The following is a 24,385-nucleotide window of genomic DNA, read 5'->3' on the forward strand; positions in this document are numbered from 1 at the left end:
GTCGTTTTTTGAGTAGTAATCAGTTAAAATGCCCGCTTCTAAGCTAGCTCATTAACTGAGGAAATCAAACTACAATGGATACTCATCGTCCCATTCGTCGCGCACTATTAAGTGTGTCTGATAAAACCGGTATTGTTGAATTTGCCCGCGCACTTGAAGCCCAAGGCGTTGATATTTTATCAACTGGCGGCACATGTAAACTACTTGCTGATAACGCCATAAAAGTGACTGAAGTATCAGATCACACAGGCCACCCTGAAATCATGGATGGTCGCGTAAAAACTCTTCACCCAAAAATTCACGGCGGCATATTAGCCCGTCGCGGACAAGATGAAAGCGTAATGGCAGATAACAACATTTCTGCTATCGACATAGTTGTAGTTAACTTATACCCCTTTGCGAATACTGTCGCTCAAGAAAACTGCAGCCTTGAAGATGCTATTGAAAATATTGATATTGGCGGCCCTACAATGGTCCGTGCAGCAGCTAAAAACCACAAAGACGTCACCATAGTGGTAAACGCGAGCGACTACGACCGCGTTATCAGTGAAATGCAAAACAATAATGGCTCAACAACGTACAAAACACGTTTTGATTTAGCGATCGCAGCCTATGAGCATACAGCTCAATACGATGGCATGATTGCTAATTACTTTGGCAAAATGGTTCCTGATTACACAGAGGAAGCAGCCATCGAGACTAAATTCCCACGTACTATTAATATGCAGTTCACTAAAAAGCAAGATATGCGTTACGGTGAAAACTCACATCAAGATGCTGCTTTTTATGTTGAAAATGATATTGCAGAAGCATCAGTGGCAACAGCAACTCAATTGCAAGGTAAAGCCCTTTCGTTTAACAATATTGCAGATACTGATGCCGCTCTTGAGTGTGTTAAAGAATTTGATGTACCTGCATGTGTCATTGTAAAACATGCTAACCCATGTGGTGTTTCAATTGGCGAGAATATTCTACAAGCATATGATCGCGCTTTTAAAACCGACCCAACATCAGCATTTGGCGGTATTATTGCTTTTAACCAAGAGCTTGATGCTGCAACGGCACAAGCCATTGTTGAGCGTCAATTTGTTGAAGTCATTATTGCACCAAGCATTTCGAGCGACGCTGCAAAAATTATTGAAGCTAAAAAGAACGTTCGTTTATTAGAATGTGGACAGTGGAATGCTAAAGCCCCAAGTCAAGATATTAAACGCGTTAACGGCGGTATTTTAGTTCAAGACCGAGATTTAGGCATGGTAACGCAAGGCGACTTAAAAGTTGTTTCTAAGCGCCAACCTTCTGAGCAAGAACTTAAAGATTTACTGTTTTGCTGGAAAGTAGCTAAATTTGTTAAATCAAACGCAATTGTTTATGCCCATGACGGTATGACCATTGGCGTAGGCGCAGGCCAAATGAGCCGCGTATACTCAGCTAAAATTGCAGGCATAAAAGCAGCAGACGAAAACCTTGAAGTTAAAGGTTCAGTTATGGCGTCTGATGCATTCTTCCCATTCCGTGATGGCATTGACGCAGCCGCTGCCGCTGGCATTACTGCTGTAATTCAGCCTGGTGGCTCAATGCGTGATGAAGAAGTGATTGCAGCTGCTGATGAAGCTGGTATGGCAATGGTGCTTACTGGTATGCGCCATTTCCGCCACTAATCACACAAAGGGTTAAACGTTGGTTTAACCCTTTTTGTTTGCTATAAATTCACGTATTCTGATTATTCTATAACCTATTAAAAATTATAATGTGAAGGAACAAACAATGAAATTTGCGCTCAAATCGCTACTTGTAGCCACACTAACGATGACATCGACTATGGCGCTTAGCCATAACCACGAATCGAGCCTTGAACATGCACTTCAATCAAGCGAACGCAGCGCTAAAAATAGCGCTCGTGACGAATATCGTCACCCGGCTCAAACACTTGCATTTTTTGGCTTTAAACCAGACATGAAAGTTGTCGAAATATCGCCTGGTGGCGGTTGGTACAGTGAAATTTTAGCGCCAGCCTTACAAGAGCAAGGCATTTATTATGCTGCGCACTACCCGGCTGATTCATCTGTTGGCTTTTACCAGCGTTCACTTGCAGGTTTTAAAACTAAAGTTGCCGAAGACAAGCGCTTTAGTAAAGTGCAAATCACTGAGTTTTTACCTCTAACTCATTTAGATATTGCACCAGTAGGCAGCGCCGATATGGTATTAACTTTTCGTAATGTACATAACTGGTACATGGGTAAAGATAAGAGCGGTGCATTAAGTGCTTTTCAAGCTTTTTATAAAGCGCTAAAACCTGGTGGCACATTAGGTGTTGTTGAGCATCGTTTAGCTGAAGAACGTGCTGACGAAGATCAAAAAACAACAGGTTACATGAAGCAGAGTTACGTAGTCGACCTAGCAAAACAAGCTGGGTTTGAATTAGTAGCGAGCAGTGAAATAAATGCAAATCCAAAAGATACAGCCGATCACCCTAAAGGTGTATGGACGCTGCCACCAAGCTTAAGACTCGGCGAACAAGATGCTGATAAATATAAAGCCATTGGTGAAAGCGACCGCATGACGCTGAAATTTAAAAAACCGCTTTAAATAGGAATTTTCGCCATGAATGTATTAGTCATTGGCAGCGGCGGCCGTGAACACGCACTTGCGTTTAAAGCCGCTCAAAACTCAAAAGTAAACACCGTGTTTGTAGCCCCAGGTAATGCAGGTACAGCACTTGAGCCAAAACTTGAAAATGTAGCAATTAACGTTGATGACTTAGACGGTTTACTTAATTTTGCACTGCAAAATAAGGTGGAGCTTACTATTGTAGGTCCAGAAATACCGTTAGTAATGGGAGTTGTTGATAAATTTCGTGAACATAATATGGCTATTTTTGGCCCAACAGCGGGCGCAGCTCAGCTTGAAGGCTCTAAATCGTTTACTAAAGACTTTTTAGCACGCCATGCTATACCAACCGCTGATTATCAAACGTTTGAAAAGATTGAGCCAGCCCTTGCTTATTTAAAAGAAAAAGGCGCGCCAATTGTAGTTAAAGCGGATGGTTTAGCCGCAGGTAAAGGTGTTATTGTTGCCATGGACGAGCGCGAGGCTGAAGATGCTATTCGCGACATGCTTGCGGGTAACGCTTTTGGTGATGCAGGAAGTCGTGTTGTTATTGAAGAGTTTTTAGACGGTGAAGAAGCATCTTTCATTGTAATGGTTGATGGTAAAAACGTATTACCATTTGCAACAAGCCAAGATCATAAACGCGCTTACAATGGCGATGCTGGTCCTAACACGGGTGGCATGGGTGCATACTCACCTGCGCCAGTTGTTACTGATGAAATCCACCAGCGCATTATGAACGAAGTGATCTACCCTACGGTAGAAGGCATGGCAACCGAAGGCCATCCGTACACCGGCTTTTTATACGCAGGTTTGATGATTGACGAAACAGGTACCCCTAAAGTAATTGAGTACAACTGTCGCTTTGGCGATCCTGAAACTCAACCAATGATGCTCCGTTTACAATCAGACCTAGTTGAATTGATTGAAGCCGCTAACCGTGTAGAACTTGATAAAACAACAATTAAGTTTGACCCACGTGCTGCCGTTGGTGTTGTACTTGCCGCTAAAGGTTACCCTGGCGATTACCCTAAAGGTGACGCTATTTTGGGGCTACAAGTGGATTACCCTGCAGGTGAAAAAGTGTTTCATGCGGGTACTAAGCAAAGTGGCAATGACGTTGTAACCGCAGGCGGTCGCGTATTATGCGCAACAGCACTTGGTAACACTGTTACGCAAGCGCAGCAGCGCGCCTATGAGCTTGTTAAACAAATTGACTGGGATGGTATGGAATATCGTACTGATATAGCTTATCGTGCTATTGCACGTGAGCAGTAGCCTTGGAATACAAAATTAATGTAGGCAATTAATTTATCTACAAGAGCGCAGTTTCTCTGCGCTTTTTTAGTGCTACACTAATTAAAAGTTTTTTTAAAAGTATATATTGTTGGAACTAAAAACATTACGTTATCATGCCATTGCTGTCGCCATACTGATTTTCATTTTTTATATTATCAGTACACTGGCGTCAAACCTTGTTGTGCCTACACGTTATACTATCGATAAGACAGCCCCGGTTTATTTAGACTATGCTTATTACCTAGATGAAACAAAAACTCTAACAATTGACGATATAATTTACCAACCAGAAACACTAACTTACGAACCTTTAACAAGCATTCCCTGGAGCTTCACCCAACAAAACTACTGGCTACTTATTGATTTAGAAAACAAAAGTTTGACCAAACAAAATATAGTTGCCCATTTCGATAATCCAATGGTTGACCATCTAACTATTTATCGTCTTACTAAAAGTAATAAAATAATTGATACATACAAGTTAGGCGATAAAGAAGAATCCCTCACTTTATTTCAATATAGCGTACCTCATATTCGCTTTTCTCTTAAGAGCAAATCCTCTGAACGTTTAGTACTTAAAATAGATACCCTTGGAATTAGTAAAACACCTGTAAACTTATATCGAGATAAAGAGTTTATAGACCTGATGCGGTCCCAAACTGGAATTTGGGGAATATTTGCAGGAGTATTACTTATGGCTGCACTTTATAACTTAGTACTTTATTTTGGTATAAAAGATCGCGTTTACCTCGTCTATATTGGTTACATAGTCAGTGCACTAATACTGATGGGCACGGTATTAGGCTTTGGCTTCTACTTATGGCCAATGGAGTGGCAGTTATACTTTCACGAAAAGGTGGTGTTTAGTAATTATGGGGTCGCCTTTTTTACCCTTGCCTTTTGCACCATGTTTTTACGCTATCATAAAGATAAATGCTGGCGCTATAGAATGAGCATAACCTTACTTTGGCTTATGTTTATTCTTGCTGTATGTAGCTTGTTTATCTCTGAAAACATAGCGGCGCCTATATTTTTCGGTGTGATGGCACTACTTTATATTACCTGTATTATTTTAATATATAACAAGTTACGCAGTGGTTTTAGATGGGCTAAATTTTATGTTTTTTCATGGATACCACTAATAATTGGTGCGGTAATTCAGCCTATGGAACTCACTGGTTTTTTACCGTATACCTTTACAACTCGCCATGCGTTTTTAGTCGCTATTTTGTGTGAAGTTATTTTAATGGCAATGGCATTAGCAGACCGAGTAAAGTATCAGCGCAAACGTGCGCTTTACCATGCCACGCACACACAGCAAACAAGACTACTGAATAGCTCTAAACTAAAACAAGCATTTATGGCACTACAAAGCCAAAATCGCTCAACAACTTTGTGTTTGATAAAAATACGTCACTTTAATTCGCTCAACACAATTATTACCTCTTCTCAGGGCTACACACTTATAAAGCATGTAGCCAAAGAACTTGAATTAGAACTGAGCCATGAACGCGAATTTACAAACCTCGAAACAGATTTAAACACCAGCCCACGCTTAGCCGATTTGAGCAGTGGTGTATTTGCCTGTATTTCTACAAAAACACAAAACCAAGAAGTGCTAGAAACACTACTGACTAAAATAATTAGTAATCTACCAAAACAATATGAAATTAAAGGATTGAACCTGCAGCTTAGTTACAGTATAGGCATTAGTAATGCAGGTAAGAGTAACGATTTTGAATATTGGTTAAAGCGTGGTTATTTAGCCCTTAAAAAGGCAAAAGGTAGCGTTAATCAAGTTGGGTCATCGTCAAACAGTAATAACCTGATGATGGATGTTGCTCTAGCTGCTAAGTTGCAACAAGCCATTAAAACAAACCAACTGGCACTTTACTACCAACCTCAAATTAATTTATTGAGCAACCAAGTCAGTGGCGCTGAGGCTTTGCTGCGCTGGCCAGGCCCAACTTACAGTATCTTATCAATAGAGGAGTTGATTACACTTGCTGAGCACACAGGCATTATTAACGAGCTAACACTTTGGGTAATAGAGCAAGCCTGTAAAGACATAGTTGAGTTTATAAAAAATGGCTATAACGAGCATACAATTAGCGTAAACTTGAGTGCTAAAAATCTAACTATAAATAATTTAGCCGAAAAAGTAGAAAACATTTTAATTAAATACCAAGTGCCAGCTTACTTACTTAAATTTGAGCTAACCGAATCTGCCTTTGTAGACAGCCAAGATGCACTTATAAAATTAGTTGATGAGTTAACAGCATTAGGTATTAAAGTGGTATTGGATGACTTTGGGACTGGCTACGCGTCCCTTAGCTACTTAGTTAATTATCACTTTAGTGAGCTTAAAATAGATAAGTCGTTTGTTTTTGATTTACCTAATAACCAAACTCATCAAGTTATTGTACAAACAGCGATTGATATGGCTCATAACCTTGGCTTATCAATCACTATAGAGGGGGTAGAAACTCAGGCAATTCATCAACTACTAAAATCAATGAATGCTGATAGAGCACAAGGTTATTTATATGCCAAAGCATTACCATATACTGACTATTTACACTTCTTAAAAAGCCAATATAACTTAAAAATGTTAGACTCCTCTTTTTAACATCTTTAGGGGCCAAGTAAAGATGCAAGGCACACTGCGTAAACTAAAATCGAGCTTAACCGAACCAGTACAATATCACTTACCTGTAGGTGAACACTTAGTAGACTTAAATGCATTTATAGGTAAGGAGCTTACGCTTACCTTTAGTGGCACTATTTTATGTTCTAACTGCGGTAAAAAAACTAAAAAAAGCTACTCTCAAGGTCACTGTTTTGTATGTATGCGCAAGCTAGCCAGTTGCGATATGTGTATAATGAAACCAGAAACTTGCCACTACGACCAAGGTACTTGCCGAGAGCCACAGTGGGGCGAAGCAAACTGCATGATCCCACACTATGTATATCTCGCTAACACCTCTGGGTTAAAAGTAGGAATTACCCGCCACACACAAATACCTACTCGTTGGGTTGATCAGGGTGCGACTCAGGCATTACCTATTTTTAAAGTGCAAACTCGCCTGCAATCAGGTTTAGTGGAAGTTGCATTGTCTGAATTTATTGCCGATAAAACCAATTGGCGCAATATGCTAAAAGGTCAAAACGAAGCAATTGATTTAAAAGCAGCTGCAGCAGAGCTTATTCCGCAAATTAGTGAAAAACTCAACGAGCTCAGTGAATTATTTGGCGCAACAGCAATAGAGCAACTTGATGAAGATGTGGTTGATTTAAACTTTCCAGTAACCGAGTACCCAACAAAAATCAGCTCATTTAACTTTGATAAAGACCCTGTTGTAAGTGGTGTTTTACAAGGTATTAAAGGTCAGTACTTAATTTTTGAAAAAGGCGTTATTAATATACGTAAATTTACGTCTTATGAAGTTACAGTGAGTTGAGTCATATCCCTTTTGGTAGTTCGCTGGCAAAAATCAATCCACTGTTGACATGTTAAAGGGTGACAAAAATAGTACCCTTGAATTACATCACATCCTAACTCCGTTAAATGTGCCTTTTGCGAGGCATATTCAACCCCCTCTGCAACTACAGTAAGCCCCAAACTTGCAGCCATTGCTATAATTGCAGCCACAATTTGACTATTACTGTACTCATCTGGGATTTTTGCTATAAAACTAGCATCAATTTTTAAAGTGTTAAACGGTAACTTAGTTAAATAACTTAGTGCAGAATATCCGGTACCAAAATCGTCAAGAGCAATATGTACTCCAAGTGCAACTAACTTTTGCAACTCAGCTTTAGCCTGAGAAAACGAGCCGATGAAGCTACTTTCTGTTAGCTCAATTTCAAGCAAGTAACCAGGCAATTGATAACGTTTAAGCATATCTTCAATGTTTGCAGCAAGCCGTCCCTGGCTCAAGTGGCATGCTGAAACATTAATCGCTAAACGCCCAACATTTAACCCTTGACCTTGCCATAATATAAGTTCTTTGCCAGCTTGATTTATAACCCATAAGTCTAAGCGTACAATTAACCCTAATTCTTCAGCTAAGGGTATAAACTGTGCAGGCGAAATAGTACCTAAGTCAGGATCCTGCCAACGTAATAACCCCTCAGCTCCCATGATTAAACCACTTTTCAAACACTGTTTAGGTTGAAAATAAAGTTCAAATTCATCATTTTCTAATGCATATTGAAAACGGCTCATCATGGCTAAACGTTCAAGCGAACGAGCATTCATTGATGGTTGAAATAATTGAAATGAATTACGACCAATATCTTTTGATCTATACATTGCAATATCAGCATGCTTTAAAAGAGTTTCACTATCTAAACCATCTTCAGGATATACTGCTGCACCAATAGATGCAGTCATACCAACTTCAAACCCTTCTAGTTTAAAAGGTGTATTTAAGTTATTTAAAATTTTTTCTGCGAGACGGATCACATCTTCAACGCTATTTACTTCATACAGTATCACAAATTCATCGCCACCTAAGCGGGCTAATGTATCACCTTCATTTAACGTTTTAACAATACGCTCTGATACAAGCTTTAACAAATTATCTCCGGCATTATGGCCTAGACTGTCATTCACTTCTTTAAAGCGATCAAGGTCAATAAATACAACCGCAAGCATTTGATTATCTCTATGAGCTGCAGCTAAAGCCATAGCGAGCCTATCGTTAAATAAGCGCCGATTAGGTAATCCTGTTAACTCATCAAAATAAGCTAATTGAACGACTTTTTCCTCAGCGTTTTTTCGCTCAGTGATATCACTAAAAATAGCAGCATAGATAACCTCACTATATCCCGGCTCCTTAATTTCAATGATACTTAACCACTCAATGTAAATTTCACCACTCTTTTTTCGATTATGAATTTCGCCTTGCCAGACACCTTTTTTAACTAATGAATCCCACATTTTTATGTAAAAATTTTTATCATGCCGCCCAGAGCTCAACATATTAGGTCGTTTACCAATAACCTCGTATTCTTTATACCCAGTGAGTTCCGAAAACGCTGGGTTCACCTGAATAATAATAGCATTCGAATCAGTGATCATAATGCCATCAAGCGATGAGTCGATTATTTTATTTGCTAAATATAAGTTGCGCTGTGAGTGCTGTAAGGCAACATTACGTTGCTCAAGTACTTTTTCAAGCTCATAGCAGTAAGCAATTTCGATTTCACTAATTAAATGCTCAAGAGATAAAACACCTTTAATTTTATCATTATCGTTAATAACTAAATGACGTACATTACTTTCTGACATTAATCTATAAGCATCAAAAAGACTGTCTTTCGTAGTAACCTGATACAAAGGTCGACTAGCTAAATCCCAACACACTTTATGATTATGCCGCTTAGTAATAAGCTTAAGTAAGTCACGTTGAGTAATAATGCCAAATGTATTTTCAATTTCATTGAATACTAGTATTACTTTTTCACATAGCTCTCGCATAAGTGTCACGGCTTCATTGATGTCGAGTGAACTGGGAACGATTTTAATGTCTTTATTGTACTGTTCATTAATAGGTCTAAATTGTAAATAATGCTCTAGTCCCTGATTACGCACAATGTCAGTAATACTTATAACTCCACTAGGCACATTGCTGTCATCGGTAACTAAAAGGTGCCTAACACCATGCTTGTTAAATACCAGTGCGGTATCGGTAAGTAGTTGTTGATTAGAAACTCTTAGTACAGGAGAAGACATTACCTTTTGAATAGCAACTTTCTTTAATGTTTGATTAGTAAAATCAAGCGTTAAACAATCTGATTCAGTCCAAACACCTACTATCCTATGTTTGTCTTGAACAAAAATAGCACTCACGTTGTGTGTACGCATCAGTTTCACCGCTTCAATTAAAGGAGTATGCTTAGCACAAGTGATCACTTTGTTTGTACAAACATCGCATACTTTTTGATAACGGCTATTGTAAGACATCAGTTATATTCCCTAAATTAAAGACGAATATAAGAGTTTAAATCAACAAATAAATGTCAGTTTGACTTAGGACAATAAATGACCAGTACTTATCCAAAAATAATTATTTATAACAATGAAATTGAACTTATAGAACACGCCGATGATTTATACGATTTCACCTACAATTTGGATGAACAGCAAAAGTTTGAAGTTATTGTTCTTGATATGTTCGCTGGATATCAATCCCTAAGTGGTAAAGAAAAAAAACCACTTAAGGAAGCAGAGCTAGGTCATTTAGTGAAGGTGCATTTAGCTAAAGAAGGGCAATGTTGCTTAGATAAAATTAATAATTTAACACCTGAGCAAGCATTTAAATTACTCTATAAAGTCTACTAATGTTTTAACATGGGCTACAGCACTGCGACCCAAAGCTGATAGCGCATAGCCACCTTCTAAATACGAGATAACACCTTTGCATCCGCCCTCTTTTGTTACCTCACATAGTTGCTCAGTAAGCCAAATATAGTCATCTTCAACAAACTTTAAGCTTGCCATGTCATCCTCTAGGTGCGCATCAAACCCTGCACTTATAAACAATAACTCAGGCTTAAACGCTTTTAATTTTGGTAACCATTGCTGAGTAAACACGTCTTTTAGGTCGTCGCCATTGCTAGCAATTGGCAAAGGAGAATTAACTATATGACTATTATTTTTAACCGCTGTATTTGGGTAAAACGGATACTGAAATAACGAACAAAGCAGTACATTATCGTCATCAATAAAAATATCTTGCGTGCCATTACCGTGGTGTACATCAAAGTCAGCAATCGCAATGCGCTTAACCCCTTTGCTTTGTGCATACTTGACGGCAATAGCTAAGTTATTAAACACACAAAACCCAGATGATGAGTTTTTATTAGCGTGATGCCCTGGCGGGCGTACTGAGCAAAAAGCAGCATCGAATTTATCAGCAAGTATTTCATCAACAGCTAATAACCCAGCACCTACTGCACGCTCAATTGCTTTAAATGAATCGGGGCACAGCCACGTATCGCCATCTAAATTAGCGAGCCCTTCTGTTGGTAGTGTATTTTCAACGTGTTTAACTAAAGCTTCATCGTGAGCAAGTAGATAATGTTCACGCTCAGCCTTAGGTGCTTGTAGGTGTGTTAAGCCAACATCTACACCGCTGGCTAATAATCTATCGGTAATTGCATCCAAGCGCTCTGGGCACTCTGGATGGTCGTCTATCATTTTATGCTTACGGCAATGAGGGTGAGAAATAACAGCTGTACGCATAAAAAGTCCCTTACAAGGTGTAAAAACTTAATATAACAAAGCCACCTAATGGTGGCTTTGCGACTTTGGTTTATATCAATACTTTAAATATTAGCTATTTTGCTTTTAAATGAAGGTTTCTAAAGTCAAAACTAAAGTCGGTAACTTGTGTTGATACTGCACGCATTTTAGCGCTGTTTACACGGTTTTGTGAGCTCATTTCAAAACGAATAAACGCGTCCGCTTCTAGTAGTTTTTCATCCCACTTAACTATAAATGTATTACCGGTGTAATGCTCAAGTGTGCCTTTTAAGCGCTTAGTATGCGTAAAATCAATGCGTAACTTACTATCTAACTGCTCAATAATTACATCACCATACCAATCATCGTGTAATGTTCCGGTGTAATTAATATTTGGTAATTGTGGTTGGTAGTCAGCGGGAGCTTCTGGTTTTGCATTAGCATATGCTTGCTGCTTACCTTCAAAATGGCTTTTAGCTAAATCCTCTACCCAGTCTTTATCTTCAAGCTCAAGCGCATCCTCAAGAACTTCATGGGTTACTGCCGAAAGCGCACCAAAAGCTTGTTGGTTGGATAAAATAACAATACCGAGTTTTTTCTCAGGCAATAACGTAACTTGCGATACCATACCTAAAATACCACCGCCGTGGCCTAGCTTTTTAAAGCCGTAGTAGTCTTCAATACTCCAACCTAACCCATAACCTCTAAATTGCTGATGATACGATTCAAACGCGCTTTTAGATGCCATAGACGTAATATGTGGGTGCCACATTTGCGCTTGTTGCTTTTCGCTAAATAGTTGCTCGCCACTTGGCATTTTACCGCCCGCTAATTGCGTACGAAGCCATTGGCTCATATCGCTTACGCTTGAAGCAATTGCACCTGCGCCTCTAAAATCTTCTAGGTAATTCACAAAGAATGGATGAAGCATGCCATCCATAGGAATATGACCTGTCGCCCAGTTTTTATTACTTTTTGGAATACGTGAAAATCCCGCGCGTGAGTTATCCATGTGCAGCGGCTGTAATATATTTTTTTCGATATAATCATTCCAGCTCATACCCGATACACGTGCAACCACTTCGCCAGCAGTAACAAACATTAAGTTGTTATAAGCATACTTGCTGCGAAAACTGCTAGCCGGTTTTAAATACTGTAATCCCGCTAAAATTTCATTAATGGACTTATCAGTACTTGGCCAAATCATTAAATCGCCTTGCCCAAGCCCTAGCCCACTGCGGTGGCTTAATAAATCACGAATACGCATTTCGCGTGTTACGTATGAGTCGTATAATCTAAATTCTGGCAAATGATCAATTACGCGGTCATCCCAGTTTAGTTTCCCTTCATCAACCAACTTAGCAAGCGCTGCTGTTGTAAACGCCTTGGTGTTTGAAGCAATACCAAATAAAGTGTCTTTATTTACTTTTTTGTTGGTATCGAGATTAGTGACACCAAAGCCTTTAGCAAATATCACCTTATCGTTTTCAACAATGGCGACTGCCATACCGGGTACGTCAAAACGTGCCATTGACGCTTTAATTACGTCGTCTATTTTGTCGGTATCAACTTGTGCCCAGCTGCTAAACGTAGTTCCTGCTAATAGTGCAATTGCGGCAAGTTTGGTTAATTTCATATCAATCCTATTTTATTATTTTTGATGAACTGCAAATTCAGTTGCTGCGCGCTCTTGATTGGTATCGCTTTTTTGTGCGCGATTTAATATGGCATCACTGTATTCTTTTGGTACGCCCGCTTCAAGTGATCCGCGATGAACGTGTTTTATGTACCAATCATATGGCAGTACATCGCTGTCATGGGTATTAGCTATATAACAATGTGCGACTATAGTCTCACCCGTTAAAAGCGTTGGGGTTATATCTACACAATCGTAACCAGGCCCTTCTATACTATCTAAAATAGCTTTTTCTTCTTTATTAAGCTCATAAATAACACCGTAAACCAACGCACCTTCTTTATCGCTTGGACAAATACTGCATTTACCTGAGCCATCTTTAAATAGCATATCAAAAGTAAGCTCGTAGCCTTTAAGTACCGCAGTTCCTACACGCTTTACATTCGGCAAGCGCGCTAACAAACGCTTAGATGACATATTAGAACCAAACGAAAAATTATATAACGGCATTTTTATCTCCTGCACTTTTTGAATAAGTTAAATAACAACGCGTACTGCAAGTGCAATTAAAATAATACCAATTCCACGGTCAAACCAATAACCGCGTTGTTGGAAAAAACCTCTTACATTATCTCTAGAAAGCATTATTGAAAGCATTGAAAACCACGCCCAAGTAGCCAGTGCCATGTACACACCATAGCCGACCTGCACGCTAGTAGGTGTTGTTGAGCTAATCACGAGTGTAAATAACGACATAAAAAATAACGTGGCTTTTGGATTTAATGCATTGGTAAAAAAGCCGCGCCTAAAAGCAACCCAAACGCGTTCCTCTTGAACGGCTTTATTTTCAATATCTTTTGTAGCCTCGCCTTTATTACTCGCAGGCGGTTTTTCAGCTTTAAGAGCTTGAACACCTAAGTAAGCTAAATATGCACCTGCAAGGTACTTAAGCGCCATAAATAAACTAGGCGATTGCGTTAAAATAAGCGCAACACCTAACACACAATAGGCTACGTGCAGTAAAATAGCAGCGCCAACACCAGCGCTTGTCCACAATGCATTGCGCCTACCTTGTTGTACACTTTGCTTGAGCACCACGGCAAAGTCAGGCCCAGGGCTTGCTACTGCAAAAAAATGAGCAATAACAATCAGTAAAAGTTCATCTAAGTATTCCACGCAAGTCCTTGTTAGTTAGGCGAATAAGCTAATAACAGCGGGTTGGCCGAGTTATTTACCAATGCTTTAATTTCTTTTTGTGCTTTTTTAAACTGGCCACGTAAATGCGGCTTTAAGTGCTTTTTAGACACTTTATCGTTTTTAAAGTAACTAATCAGGGCATGCATAAATACCGTATGCGTTTCACTTAACTTAGCATCACGGTTAGCGTATGGGTTATAACAAGAGCCACAACCCCCTTTAAACTGATACACCGTGTTACTCATCATTACACCAAACCCTAAAAAGCAAGCAAGCGCATCGGCAGCTTGTGGTAAATTATCTTTACCTCCAGGTGGTAATACACCAACATGATGAATAAGTATAGTTGCAAGTGTACCCGCATAACTTGCTACTAAATCTTGTGGCTGATTTATTTGATTTGGATTAAAAGAAATATTAATAGTATGGCTTGGCGGCACAATTAAATGACTACCTTCGCCACGTATTTGTTCACTAAATTCAAAATGCGGAAATACCTGAGGCTCTAATTGCTGAGGTGAAACTAACTGTATAGGCCATCCATTCATACCTGCGTAATTAGTAACGCGGCTAAAAACGTTGGTCGCCATTTCTTCAATGCTCGATACCGAATCGGGGAAAAAAGTAGCCGTTGGCAGTATTATTTGAGTGTGCTTTGTAAAAAACTCAGCATCAAAGTTTTCTACAGCCCAAATAAATGTATCAATAAGCCATTGCTGTTCTCGCTGCTCTAATAATGGCCTTGATTTAAATAAAGCTAACATAGTGTGCTCTTATAAGTTTTAGTTTAGGTGCTAGCTTAAATGCTAGTTTAGTCTTTCTGTGTAAGTGCCCAATCCCACGCTTGAGTATTGTATAGCGGTACTGTTGATAGCGCATGGTGGTGACTACCACTGGATTCTTTAGTTGAGTACGATAAGTACAATAAAGTACGATTTTCAGCATCGTAAATACGACGCACTTTTAGTGATTTAAATAATATACTTTTAGATGATTTAAAGATCACCTCGCCCGATTTACTACGGTCTATTTTTTGTAGTTGCTGCGCTGTAATAGGCCCCGTTTGACGACACGCTATAGACATATCAGAGGGATCAGAAAAATCCAAATTAGCCTCTATATGACTAATATGACAAGTAACGCCCTCAACAATAGGATCTTGCTGCGAATTCACCACAACATCTTTAGTTGTAAATAACCCAAGGCTTACCGACGCAACATCGTCAGAGCAAGCACTTAACGTAACAATTGCACCTGCAAGTAAAGCTAAACGTTTAAATTTTTGTGGTAATTTCATACTTATCCTTAATCAATATATAGGTAACTTAGTAGATAAGTACTAAGCGAAGGTCCACCTGTTTGTTTTTATACTAACATCAAAAATAAATACGACTAAATTAGTTTAAAGTAAACATTTTAATGTAGTGAGGGGTTAGCGAGTATGGACGTATTTGGTACAATAAGGCTCTCGTCACAAGTAGTAACTCATAATAGGAAACGCTGTAATGCCGCATATTATTATTGAACACTCAGAAGATCTCCCTGTATTACCACAAGTTCTCGTAGAAAAAATTCACAACACCGCCTTTGAAAGCAATTTATTTGAGTTAGAAACCATAAAAACGCGCGCTATTGCCTATCAGCAATATCAACTAGGCGCAGGAAAATCAGGATTTATACATATTGCGGTACATATATTGGCGGGGCGCTCAATTGAACAAAAGCAAATGCTAAGCGAACTGCTACTTTCGTGCTTAAAAACATATTGCCGTGATTCAGATAGCTTAAGTGTAAATATTTACGACATTCAGCACGAAATTTATCGCAAAAACTAATCTCTCAGTAAACAAATTCAGTGGCCTATAAAACTTTATATAATCGCAGGCCACTCATCAGTAGTTAAAGTTCCCTTAGCTATTAGCTGATGTCTTAATTCATTAATTGTGTGTTTTAACTCATCGCGAATTAACCTAACAGCAGGAGTAATAAGCTGCCTACTAGGGAGTACTAACCACATTTCGGTGAGCGGCACTTTGTAATCAGCCATTAGCCTTTGCAGCCTTCCGCTTAATAAATCTTGAGCGACATCAATTGCTGATTTTTTGGCAATACCGGTTCCATCAATACACCAACGCCTTACAATATCGCCATCGTTAACTGCACGGTCGCTATTCATTTTAATTTTAAATTTTTGATCGTCGTTATAAAGATCCCAACTATCGTGAACTACTTCATATAACTTATATAAAAGAGCATTATGATTAAGTAAGTCATCTGGCGTTGACGGCTCACCGTGCTTGGCAATATAACTTGGCGATGCGCACAACACGTGAGGAATATCACAAATTTTAAAACCATATAAATTGAGCTCTTTTACTGCATCTTTAGTGATTGCCCTTAGAGCAACATCAACTCCATCACGGTAGAAGTCGGCTCGGCTATCACTAACTTGTAAGCGCAAAGTTACTTCTCTGTATTTATCCATAATGTTATTAAGTAAAAAACGCATTAAATTACGGCCCATTTCTGAAGAAACCGCCATGCGCACTTCACCACTTATAGACTGCTGCTCTTCGTGAATCAGTACTTGGCCTTGTTGTAACAGTTGGAGTGCTTGTTGGCATAACGGCAAATAACGCTCCCCCTCAGACGTAAGACGTATTTGCCTTGTGGTACGTACAAAAATCTGAGCGTTAAGTGCTTTTTCAATACGTTTTATAGATACGCTTGCAGCCGATGAACTCATATCTAATTGATTTGCAGCTGCCGTAATAGATTGTAGCTCTGCCACTTTAAGCAATACTTGTAAGTCAGCAATTTTCATCAAAACCTCTTACTATTCAACTAAGGGATTAAATATTAACTATAAAGCTATTATCCACGTTTTTGCGAAAGTGTATTGAACATTTGCCCATTTATTGGGGGAATTTTAAACCGTACTATAAACACATACCAACTTAACAGAGCTATTAAATGAAATTTTTACTAAACGCATCAACACTTGCACTTGTAGCAACACTTAGCTCATCGCCTGCCCTTGCGCTGCAAAGCACATCAAAAGTAGTTGCCGCTAGCAATATTGATTGGGGCTACCTAAACCCACTTCGAGGCGATAAAAGCCCAGGCGCAGCCGATCTTTGGGGTAACCGTACAACAGATACTGCAACAGGTATGCTAGTTCGCTTTAAGAAAGGGTTTGAATCTCCACCACATATTCATAACATCACCTATCGCGGTATTGTTATTGAAGGGCAAATGCATAATGACGACCCCGCCGCTGAAAAAATGTGGATGCCAGCAGGCTCATTCTGGACACAACCAGCAGGTGAAAACCACACCACTGCTGCAAATGGTACGACTAACTTAATATACCTCGAAATAGACTCAGGCCCTTACTTAGTAAAGCCAACAAAAAAGCAGTTTGATAATGGCGAACGCCCGCTAAACCTGCATAAAGACAACATTGTATGGTTAAGCGATAGTGATTTAAACGACATAAACGTAGACGGTGTTAAATCTACTTATATATGGGGAAGCACAGCCGATATGAATGGCTCAATGATCAAATTACCTGCAGGCTTTAAAGGTGAAATAAGCACTGATGCTAGCGAGTTTCGCGCAGTGGTTATTGCCGGCGCAGTTAATTACAACTCAAAAGAGCAAAACGCAGCCCAAAACCTAAGTGCTGGCAGCTATGTAGAATCAAATGGCCGCTTTACTCATTCACTTGAAAATAAAGGCGACAAGCCTACAACTATCTACATTCGTACTAACAGTAAGTACCAAGTTAATTAAATATCTAACGCCTCTGCCAAGTCATTGCTGGAGGCTAATTATTAACTTCTTTAAACCTTCATCTGAAAATACAGTTATCCCCTCTCGAATACTAAAATACAAGCACAAAAGTACGCAAACCTATTAATCTATTTCAATGGTCATAACTGAAACTTATCGTTTTAGTTTTTAAATTTAATAAAGAAAGGAGGAAATAAAATACAGAAAGCTTTGAAAAGTGGTGGCCCCTCCCAGACTCGAACTGGGGACCTAACGATTATGAGTCGTGTGCTCTAACCAACTGAGCTAAGGGGCCAACTTTATATAACTGCAAGGCAGTTAATTTTGAAGCGTTTAGCCACAGAGCGACTAAAGCGGGTTGCAGTATAAAAACTTTTTAAGGGCTTGTCACTACCAAAAACCTTTATTTTAACAATCAGTAAGCTAACTGCTTAAATAGTAATCTTTTTAGTGGGCAATAATATAAAAATATGGGGATTTAAAGTAAGGAAGGTATGTAAGCCGTTTAGGGGGGTCGGCTTACATTACATAAATTTGCGGCATTACTTTTTGGCAATTATATAAATTGCATGTATTAAGCCTGGGAAGTAACCCAGTAGTGTTAGTAAAATATTTAGCCAAAAGTGCATACCTAAACCAACTTGTAAAAATACGCCCAGTGGTGGCAATAAAATCGACAAAATAATACGAATTATATCCATGGTGTAACTCCTTTAAAATAACAAAGCAAAAAGCCCAGCAGTGCTGGGCTTTTAGTATAGTGTATTATTCAGCAACGATAGTTAATTCATCAACTACGTCACGAACATCTTCAGCGTTTTTAGCAATTTTTACAGCTAACTGCTTCTCAGCTTCAGATTCAACAGAACCTTTTAGCTTCACTACACCCTTGTCGGTATCAACATCGATATCTGTACCGTCAACCTCTGAATTGAATAAGAAGCGCGTAGTAATTACCGTGGTAATTTTAGCGTCTGTTAAGTCGTTATCATCAGTGTCCATATCGGTATCTGTAGTTTTCGCGTCCATATCTTTAACAACAGTTAAGTTATTATCTACGTCCGTTACGCCATCTAGGCTAATTACAAGTTCTTCAGCTAACTCTTTATCTAAGTCGCTGTTTACTTTACCTGTAAGTACTACCTTGCCATTTTTTACATCAGTGTTAATGTCAAAGTTGTTTAGATTAGTGTTCATCAGAAGCACTGTTTCTGCCTTACCATCAATCCAAGCATCTTTACTTTCGTTTTCCCAGCTGCTTGCCTGTGCACCCATTGCTGTAGTACCAAGAACTAACGCTGCAATCATAGATTTGTTGAATGTTTTCATAATCTTTCTCCTTTTGATTAAAGACGAGTTAGTTAATGCGAGCTTTAGGCCAACTTTATTTTTAATTAAAAATCATAAACTTAAACCATAACCAACATTTGTGGCACACAAGCTTTGAGTAAAGTTTTACAGACTTATCGGTAAAACTTTCTTGAGTAGTGAAAATAGCTAGATAATTGCACTTTTGGTTAATCTATCGTTAATATAACAAAAACAAAAGTGCTACAACAAAACTAAACCACTGATAATTAAGGGTATTAATATTGGTACGTTGATTGCTTTTTAGTTTGTACTCGCTTAATAAAAGGATTGCTCCTAATGTCTGTAAAAATTGAAGACCGCCCAATAGAACACGTTCGTGAGCAAGTGATTGATCAGCTAATTTATAATTACAGCCACGGGGTTATTTCTGTAGAGGCATTTGAACGACGTTTAGATGAAGCGATGGATGCAAGCTCAAACGAAGCATTAATGGACTTGGTGGAGGATTTAACACTTAACACTGATCAACAATATAAAGCACACAAACACTCGCAGTTTTCTCCAAATTACAGTGCACAACAAAATAGCGATGACGACTTTACTTTGCGTAGCATATTGGGCTCTAATGAGCGAAGTGGCCAATGGGTTGTACCAAAAAGCATATATCTACATAACTATATGGGCTCTGTAGTACTTGATTTTACCGATGCTATATTTACACATCAAAACGTAACTATTCACGTTAACTGTATTTTTGGTAGTGACGAAATATACGTGCCAGAGCATGTAAATGTAGTATCTAAAATGTTTTGTACATTAAGCAGCTTTGAAAATAAGTCGGTATCGCTTAATAAGCGCCAAGGCCCAACAATTCACATTGAAGGCAAGGCTATATTGGGTTCGGTAGAAGTAAAAGTTAAACGCACAATTAAAGAAAAATTTATAAGTTTTGCTAATGAACTAAAAACTCAGCTTGGCGCTGGTAACAACCGCTCATAACACACTATTTTAGCACCGCGCTTTGCGGTGCTAAAAATCGTTATAAGTCGTTATTTCGCTCACTGGGTATATCACTTAAATACTCTACAAACTCCACCTCAAACCCGGCGGGATCAATAAAGTAAACATTTTTTCTAAACGGGTTCTCACTACCTTGCTTGCTTATCCCAAAACCCGCTTTATTTAAGCGTATCACTACATCATTTAAGTTATTAGTCACATAAGCAAAGTGTGCAAAACCAACTTGATGGCCCGATAGGTTTCTGTTTTCACCTTCACCATGGTTGCTTATCGCAATATAATGCGTGTCATCTCCAAAGTGTACCCAGCGTCTTGGTTTTCCGTGCCAATCACCCCTACCCTCACTTCTGATTGACCAATGCGGAAATACAGCTTGGTAAAATTTAAGCATACTATCTATATCACTCGCGACTAAGTTTATATGTTCTAAATACATAACTTTCCTTATTTGTTTAAGTTGAGGTTACGATAAAACCTCAACTTAACTTTAGGTAAAGTATTATTTAAAATTAATTTTATTTAAATACAGATAATTATGCTTTAAAAAAGGTATGCACTTTCAGGACTGTATAAAAAACACCCGCACTTATTTGGGGTTTTTGTTTACTTTATGTCAAAAGTCGCTAAAATACGCCGGCTGAAATATATAAACGTTCTTTTACAACCCAAAGGTAATACCATGCATCCAATGTTAAACATTGCGGTTCGCGCTGCGCGCAACGCAGGCAAAATTTTACTTCGCGCAAGTGAAGATTTATCAAAAGTTGAAGTGCAGCAAAAAGGCGCTAACGACTTAGTAACTAACATTGATAAAGAAGCCGAAGCCGTAATTCGCGACACAATTTTACAGTCTTACCCTACTCACTCAATTGTTGGTGAAGAACTAGGTGAGCACAAAGGCAAGGATGCAGATTACCAATGGATTGTAGATCCTATCGATGGAACAACTAATTTCATCAAAGGTATCCCTCATTACGCAATCTCTATTGCACTTAAAGTTAAAGGTCGTTTAGACCAAGCCGTTATTTACGATCCAATTCGTGGTGAGCTTTTCACGGCCTCTAAAGGTCAAGGCGCACAACTTAATAGCAAACGTCTTCGTGTAAGCAAAACAACGGTTCTTGCAGGCACTGTACTTGCTACTGGTTTCCCTTTCAAAAACAAAAACCACATGGATGCATACACAGAAGCTTTTAAAGCATTGTTTGTACACACTGCCGATATTCGCCGCGCAGGTTGTTCTGCTTTAGATATGGCATACGTTGCAGCTGGCCGTGTTGATGGATTTTTTGAAATTGGTTTAAAACCTTGGAACTCTGCTGCTGGCGAGCTAATGGTTAAAGAAGCGGGCGGTATGGTTGTAGATTTCGCCGGTGGTAATAACTACAACCACAGCGGAAATATTATCTGTGGCTCACCAAAACTGACTCAAGCAATTATTCGAGAAATTCGTCCAGTATTATCTGAGTCGCTACTTCGCTAATAAACTGCTTATACCAATGTAATTGGTATGACTAAAAAGGAGCTTCAGCTCCTTTTTTTGTGTCTAAAAATAAGGATTATCGAGTTTAATCTCAACCGTTTTGCCTTTTGTATACGGTAAAGTATTTAAATCCTTCGCGAAATATTCATTAAATAGCGCATCAAACTCACCGTTTTTCTGCATCAATATTAAGCCCTCTTCAACAGCCTTCGCCAATTCGGGTTTACTCTTAGTCACAAAATAATAAATACCGGTTGGATAGCTTATATATAAATTAGGCACAATGACTAAGTTACTTTGTTTGCTTTCAATAAGCTCAGAGCTAACCTCAATAAACGAGCGAGGAAAATAATCTATTCGCCCACGGCTCGTTAAAGTAAACATGGCTTGGTAATTGGTAAGCGGCCTTACTCGTAAGCCGTTGTACGACATTATTCTTGTATCTGGCCAGTTGTGCCCTTGTACAGCTGAAAAGGCAGTTAACTGATCAAGAGTTTTTACGTCTTTAAAACGTACTACATTTTGTTTATTCGTTAATAAAGCTCGCTTCCCTATATAACCTTTAAATAGTGGAATTTTTATTGCCAAAGCAACTGCTTCTCGCTCAGGGCTACTCATACTCCAATACATATCTAGTTCGTTATCATTAAGATTTATTAACTTGCGCTTTTGTTGATCTGATATGGGAGTCATCCTAATAACCCCAGGATAGTTAACACTCTCAAGTGCACGTACCAGTAGCTCATTGAGATACTCTTCTCGGGCGTTTTGAATGTCTTGCTTTTGAGCTACACTAATTACCTGCTCTTGCGCTATGAGTGCGAAACTTACTAACAAGCTTAATACACTTATAGAAATTTTGATTGGCAACATAATAATTACCTGCTTTATTTAAATTACCTGTTTATTGCTTGTGAAGCGTATCACTGCAGGAGCAGGGCTTCCGCGCTTACAAATAAATAGATAACTATGGCGATATCGTTTGGCCTCTTTTTTAGCATCAGTAGCCAGTGCTGCAACCTGATGACTATTTTTACATTGCTGTAAATCTGGCTCAACTAAACCAATCGATAATGTGAGTAAAGGAACAAATTGTTTATCTCCTTCACGATTTGTAGCCCAGTACCCCTTACTTTTAATGTGCTCTGGTGTGAAAAATGCGCGTGACTGTAATTCAAATTGCTGAATAATCATATTACAAATATTAACAGCATCATTTTGATCAAATACAACCATAAAATCATCACCACCAATGTGTCCTATAAAGTTAGCACTGTTTTCACACGCTTGCACTGTTACATCAGCTAATAATTTTATTACACTATCGCCGCTAGCATAGCCGTACAAATCATTAAATTGTTTAAAATGATTAAGATCTATATACGCTAATGAAAACTTATGCTGGGCACGTAACCTCTGCTCTATAGCTTCATTGATTGCAACATTACCTGGTAACATTGTCAGTGGATTAGCATGCTGCGCATGACGAATTTTCTCTTCTGTAATATGCTTTAAAATATCACGAAGCGGCGCTAAACCTAGATAACGACTCTCTCGAGTTATAACAATATGACGCCGAATATCAAAACCTTGCTCCGTTATTTGTTGGCTAACGGTATCAAGCATCTGATTTTCATCTACAATTAAGGGCTGCTTATCCATTAGCTCTGTAACGGGCCGCTTATCATAAAGTGCATGCCCATAGGATGCCGCAAATACTTCGGTGAGTTGATCTTTATGAAGCAACCCCACGGGTTGATTCTCTTTATCTAATACAGGGATACTAATAATCGATTTATTTTTCTCAAAAACCTTATGAGCGTCTTTACAGCGAGTTTCGCTATCTATAGCTTCCTGTGCAACAGCAAGCCATCCAATCGCCATAGATTTATCAAATTGCTCTTGTGATTGAGTAAAATTCAGTGTTTGTATTTGCTCAGAATTAAAATCATAGCTAGGCTGTAAACTCGGCCGCTCTAATAAAAAGCCTTGTATATAGTGAATCCCTAAGCTTTTAACTAAAGCCAACTCTTCTACTCGCTCTATTCCTTCAGCAATAACTGCAGTATTAGTGGCCCTAGCTAATACGGTAATCGATTTTAAAAACTCTTTTTTAACTTCGCTTTGATCGCAATAATCGATGAAGTAACGATCTATTTTTACAAAGTCAGGACACAATTCTGACCATTGCTTTAAACCAGAATAACCCGCACCTAAGTCATCAATAGCAATAGTAAAACCGAGTGCCCGATAATGAGCGATAGTTTTTAGAAGCAAGAAACCGTCATCAACCTTTTCTTGCTCTGTGACTTCAATTACTACACGCTTGGCAGACAAACCAAAGTGTTCGATTAAGTGCAGAGTCTCACCTTTTGGATGGCAAGGATCGAGCAACGTTTTAGGGCTTACATTTAAAAATAGTTTGCCTTGCAAATTTAACCTAACAAAATTTTCGATTGCTTTTGAGCGACATAATAATTCAAGCTCCGAGATTAAACCTTGTTCATGTGCAATCTCAAAAAGCTTACCAGGCATCTCCAAAGGGCTATTTCTAGGGCCTCTACTAAGCGCCTCGTAACCTAAAATAAGTTGATTATTAATATCAAAAATAGGCTGAAACAACGTAGTTACTTCACTATTATTTAAAATATATTCTAAGACTTTACGCTGAACCGTCACGAGTTTGCCTAACTACAATTTGATTAGAATAATAAAGTAACAATCTCATATGACATTTTTATGGCAATTTATCAGTATCATAAATCACCAAAACAATTATGTG

23 protein-coding genes and 1 tRNA gene are annotated in these 24,385 nt (G+C 38.7%); 10 read left to right on the top strand and 14 right to left on the bottom strand.

All coding sequences use genetic code 11. The annotated features are described in order from the left end of the window. Positions 1–74 precede the first annotated feature (74 nt). The 5 genes from purH (at position 75) to V6260_RS06200 (ending at position 7,370) form a co-directional block, all read left to right on the top strand. The gene (gene purH / locus V6260_RS06180) at positions 75–1,661 is read left to right on the top strand and encodes a bifunctional phosphoribosylaminoimidazolecarboxamide formyltransferase/IMP cyclohydrolase (protein ID WP_341593166.1); all 1,587 of its coding nucleotides are present in this window, start codon (positions 75–77) and stop codon (positions 1,659–1,661) included. A 106-nt stretch (positions 1,662–1,767) separates the two neighbouring features. Further along, entirely contained in the window at positions 1,768–2,589 is an 822-nt protein-coding gene (locus V6260_RS06185; protein ID WP_341593167.1) for a methyltransferase, read from the top strand. 15 nt (positions 2,590–2,604) lie between these two features. Beyond that, positions 2,605–3,888: a phosphoribosylamine--glycine ligase gene (gene purD, locus V6260_RS06190; protein WP_341593168.1), complete on the top strand. Its 1,284-nt coding sequence runs from the start codon at positions 2,605–2,607 to the stop codon at positions 3,886–3,888. A 109-nt stretch (positions 3,889–3,997) separates the two neighbouring features. Then, entirely contained in the window at positions 3,998–6,538 is a 2,541-nt protein-coding gene (locus tag V6260_RS06195) for an EAL domain-containing protein (RefSeq protein ID WP_341593169.1), read from the top strand. A 22-nt stretch (positions 6,539–6,560) separates the two neighbouring features. Next, entirely contained in the window at positions 6,561–7,370 is an 810-nt protein-coding gene (locus V6260_RS06200) for a DUF2797 domain-containing protein (RefSeq protein WP_341593170.1), read from the top strand. Here V6260_RS06200 and V6260_RS06205 read toward each other — a convergent pair. Beyond that, positions 7,349–9,880 (bottom strand): EAL domain-containing protein, encoded by a 2,532-nt coding sequence (locus V6260_RS06205; protein ID WP_341593171.1) that lies wholly within the window; start codon positions 9,878–9,880, stop codon positions 7,349–7,351. The two genes, V6260_RS06200 and V6260_RS06205, sit on opposite strands and share 22 nt — an antisense overlap. A 78-nt stretch (positions 9,881–9,958) precedes the next feature. On the opposite strand from V6260_RS06205, the gene V6260_RS06210 reads away from it, so the two are divergent. Beyond that, positions 9,959–10,258, top strand: a complete 300-nt coding sequence (locus V6260_RS06210) for a hypothetical protein (RefSeq protein WP_341593172.1) — start codon at positions 9,959–9,961, stop codon at positions 10,256–10,258. On the opposite strand, the gene V6260_RS06215 is transcribed toward V6260_RS06210, so the two are convergent. The 6 genes from V6260_RS06215 to V6260_RS06240 all read right to left on the bottom strand — a co-directional run bounded on the left by V6260_RS06215 (position 10,238) and on the right by V6260_RS06240 (position 15,291). After that, positions 10,238–11,161, bottom strand: coding sequence for a histone deacetylase family protein (locus tag V6260_RS06215; RefSeq protein WP_341593173.1), 924 nt, complete (start codon positions 11,159–11,161; stop codon positions 10,238–10,240). The genes V6260_RS06210 and V6260_RS06215 overlap by 21 nt on opposite strands. Before the next feature lie 94 nt (positions 11,162–11,255). Then, entirely contained in the window at positions 11,256–12,797 is a 1,542-nt protein-coding gene (locus tag V6260_RS06220; protein WP_341593174.1) for a serine hydrolase, read from the bottom strand. A 15-nt stretch (positions 12,798–12,812) separates the two neighbouring features. Next, positions 12,813–13,307, bottom strand: coding sequence for a gamma-glutamylcyclotransferase family protein (locus V6260_RS06225; RefSeq protein WP_341593175.1), 495 nt, complete (start codon positions 13,305–13,307; stop codon positions 12,813–12,815). A 27-nt stretch (positions 13,308–13,334) separates the two neighbouring features. After that, complete coding sequence (locus V6260_RS06230; protein WP_341593176.1) at positions 13,335–13,973, bottom strand: LysE family translocator; 639 nt, start codon at positions 13,971–13,973, stop codon at positions 13,335–13,337. A gap of 11 nt (positions 13,974–13,984) precedes the next feature. Continuing rightward, positions 13,985–14,758 carry a hypothetical protein gene (locus V6260_RS06235; protein ID WP_341593177.1) on the bottom strand — a complete coding sequence of 258 codons (774 nt, stop codon included), beginning with the start codon at positions 14,756–14,758 and terminating at the stop codon, positions 13,985–13,987. Between the two features lie 47 nt (positions 14,759–14,805). Next, a complete protein-coding gene (locus V6260_RS06240) occupies positions 14,806–15,291 on the bottom strand; it encodes a CreA family protein (protein ID WP_002957817.1) in 486 nt (161 codons plus the stop codon). 208 nt (positions 15,292–15,499) lie between these two features. Between V6260_RS06240 and V6260_RS06245 the strand changes: the two genes are divergently transcribed. After that, positions 15,500–15,829 carry a 5-carboxymethyl-2-hydroxymuconate Delta-isomerase gene (locus V6260_RS06245; protein WP_341593178.1) on the top strand — a complete coding sequence of 110 codons (330 nt, stop codon included), beginning with the start codon at positions 15,500–15,502 and terminating at the stop codon, positions 15,827–15,829. A gap of 35 nt (positions 15,830–15,864) precedes the next feature. Here the strand turns inward: V6260_RS06245 and V6260_RS06250 are convergent, their stop codons facing one another. Beyond that, positions 15,865–16,818: a LysR family transcriptional regulator gene (locus V6260_RS06250; RefSeq protein ID WP_341593179.1), complete on the bottom strand. Its 954-nt coding sequence runs from the start codon at positions 16,816–16,818 to the stop codon at positions 15,865–15,867. Positions 16,819–16,967: 149 nt separating this feature from the next. Here V6260_RS06250 and V6260_RS06255 point away from each other — a divergent pair, with 149 nt between their 5' ends. After that, positions 16,968–17,789: a DUF4437 domain-containing protein gene (locus tag V6260_RS06255; RefSeq protein WP_341593180.1), complete on the top strand. Its 822-nt coding sequence runs from the start codon at positions 16,968–16,970 to the stop codon at positions 17,787–17,789. 218 nt (positions 17,790–18,007) lie between these two features. Here V6260_RS06255 and V6260_RS06260 read toward each other — a convergent pair. The 3 genes from V6260_RS06260 to V6260_RS06270 form a co-directional block, all read right to left on the bottom strand. Next, positions 18,008–18,084 (bottom strand) — tRNA-Ile (locus V6260_RS06260). A 247-nt stretch (positions 18,085–18,331) separates the two neighbouring features. Further along, entirely contained in the window at positions 18,332–18,490 is a 159-nt protein-coding gene (locus V6260_RS06265; RefSeq protein WP_004587604.1) for a YqaE/Pmp3 family membrane protein, read from the bottom strand. Positions 18,491–18,554: 64 nt separating this feature from the next. Next, complete coding sequence (locus tag V6260_RS06270; RefSeq protein WP_341593181.1) at positions 18,555–19,118, bottom strand: BON domain-containing protein; 564 nt, start codon at positions 19,116–19,118, stop codon at positions 18,555–18,557. 318 nt (positions 19,119–19,436) lie between these two features. Here V6260_RS06270 and V6260_RS06275 point away from each other — a divergent pair, with 318 nt between their 5' ends. Then, entirely contained in the window at positions 19,437–20,099 is a 663-nt protein-coding gene (locus V6260_RS06275) for a LiaF domain-containing protein (RefSeq protein WP_341593182.1), read from the top strand. A gap of 40 nt (positions 20,100–20,139) precedes the next feature. Here V6260_RS06275 and V6260_RS06280 read toward each other — a convergent pair whose 3' ends face one another. After that, positions 20,140–20,556: a VOC family protein gene (locus V6260_RS06280; RefSeq protein WP_341593183.1), complete on the bottom strand. Its 417-nt coding sequence runs from the start codon at positions 20,554–20,556 to the stop codon at positions 20,140–20,142. Positions 20,557–20,799: 243 nt separating this feature from the next. Here V6260_RS06280 and suhB point away from each other — a divergent pair, with 243 nt between their 5' ends. Beyond that, on the top strand, positions 20,800–21,603 hold the full coding sequence (suhB, locus tag V6260_RS06285; RefSeq protein WP_341593184.1) for an inositol-1-monophosphatase: 804 nt from the start codon (positions 20,800–20,802) through the stop codon (positions 21,601–21,603). 63 nt (positions 21,604–21,666) lie between these two features. On the opposite strand, the gene V6260_RS06290 is transcribed toward suhB, so the two are convergent. Both V6260_RS06290 and V6260_RS06295 read right to left on the bottom strand, forming a co-directional pair. Then, positions 21,667–22,476, bottom strand: a complete 810-nt coding sequence (locus V6260_RS06290) for a transporter substrate-binding domain-containing protein (protein WP_341593185.1) — start codon at positions 22,474–22,476, stop codon at positions 21,667–21,669. Between the two features lie 18 nt (positions 22,477–22,494). Then, positions 22,495–24,282, bottom strand: a complete 1,788-nt coding sequence (locus V6260_RS06295) for a bifunctional diguanylate cyclase/phosphodiesterase (protein WP_341593186.1) — start codon at positions 24,280–24,282, stop codon at positions 22,495–22,497. Positions 24,283–24,385 lie beyond the last annotated feature (103 nt).

The sequence above is a fragment of the Pseudoalteromonas aliena genome, from assembly GCF_038155085.1.
Taxonomy (GTDB): Bacteria; Pseudomonadota; Gammaproteobacteria; order Enterobacterales; family Alteromonadaceae; genus Pseudoalteromonas; species Pseudoalteromonas aliena_A.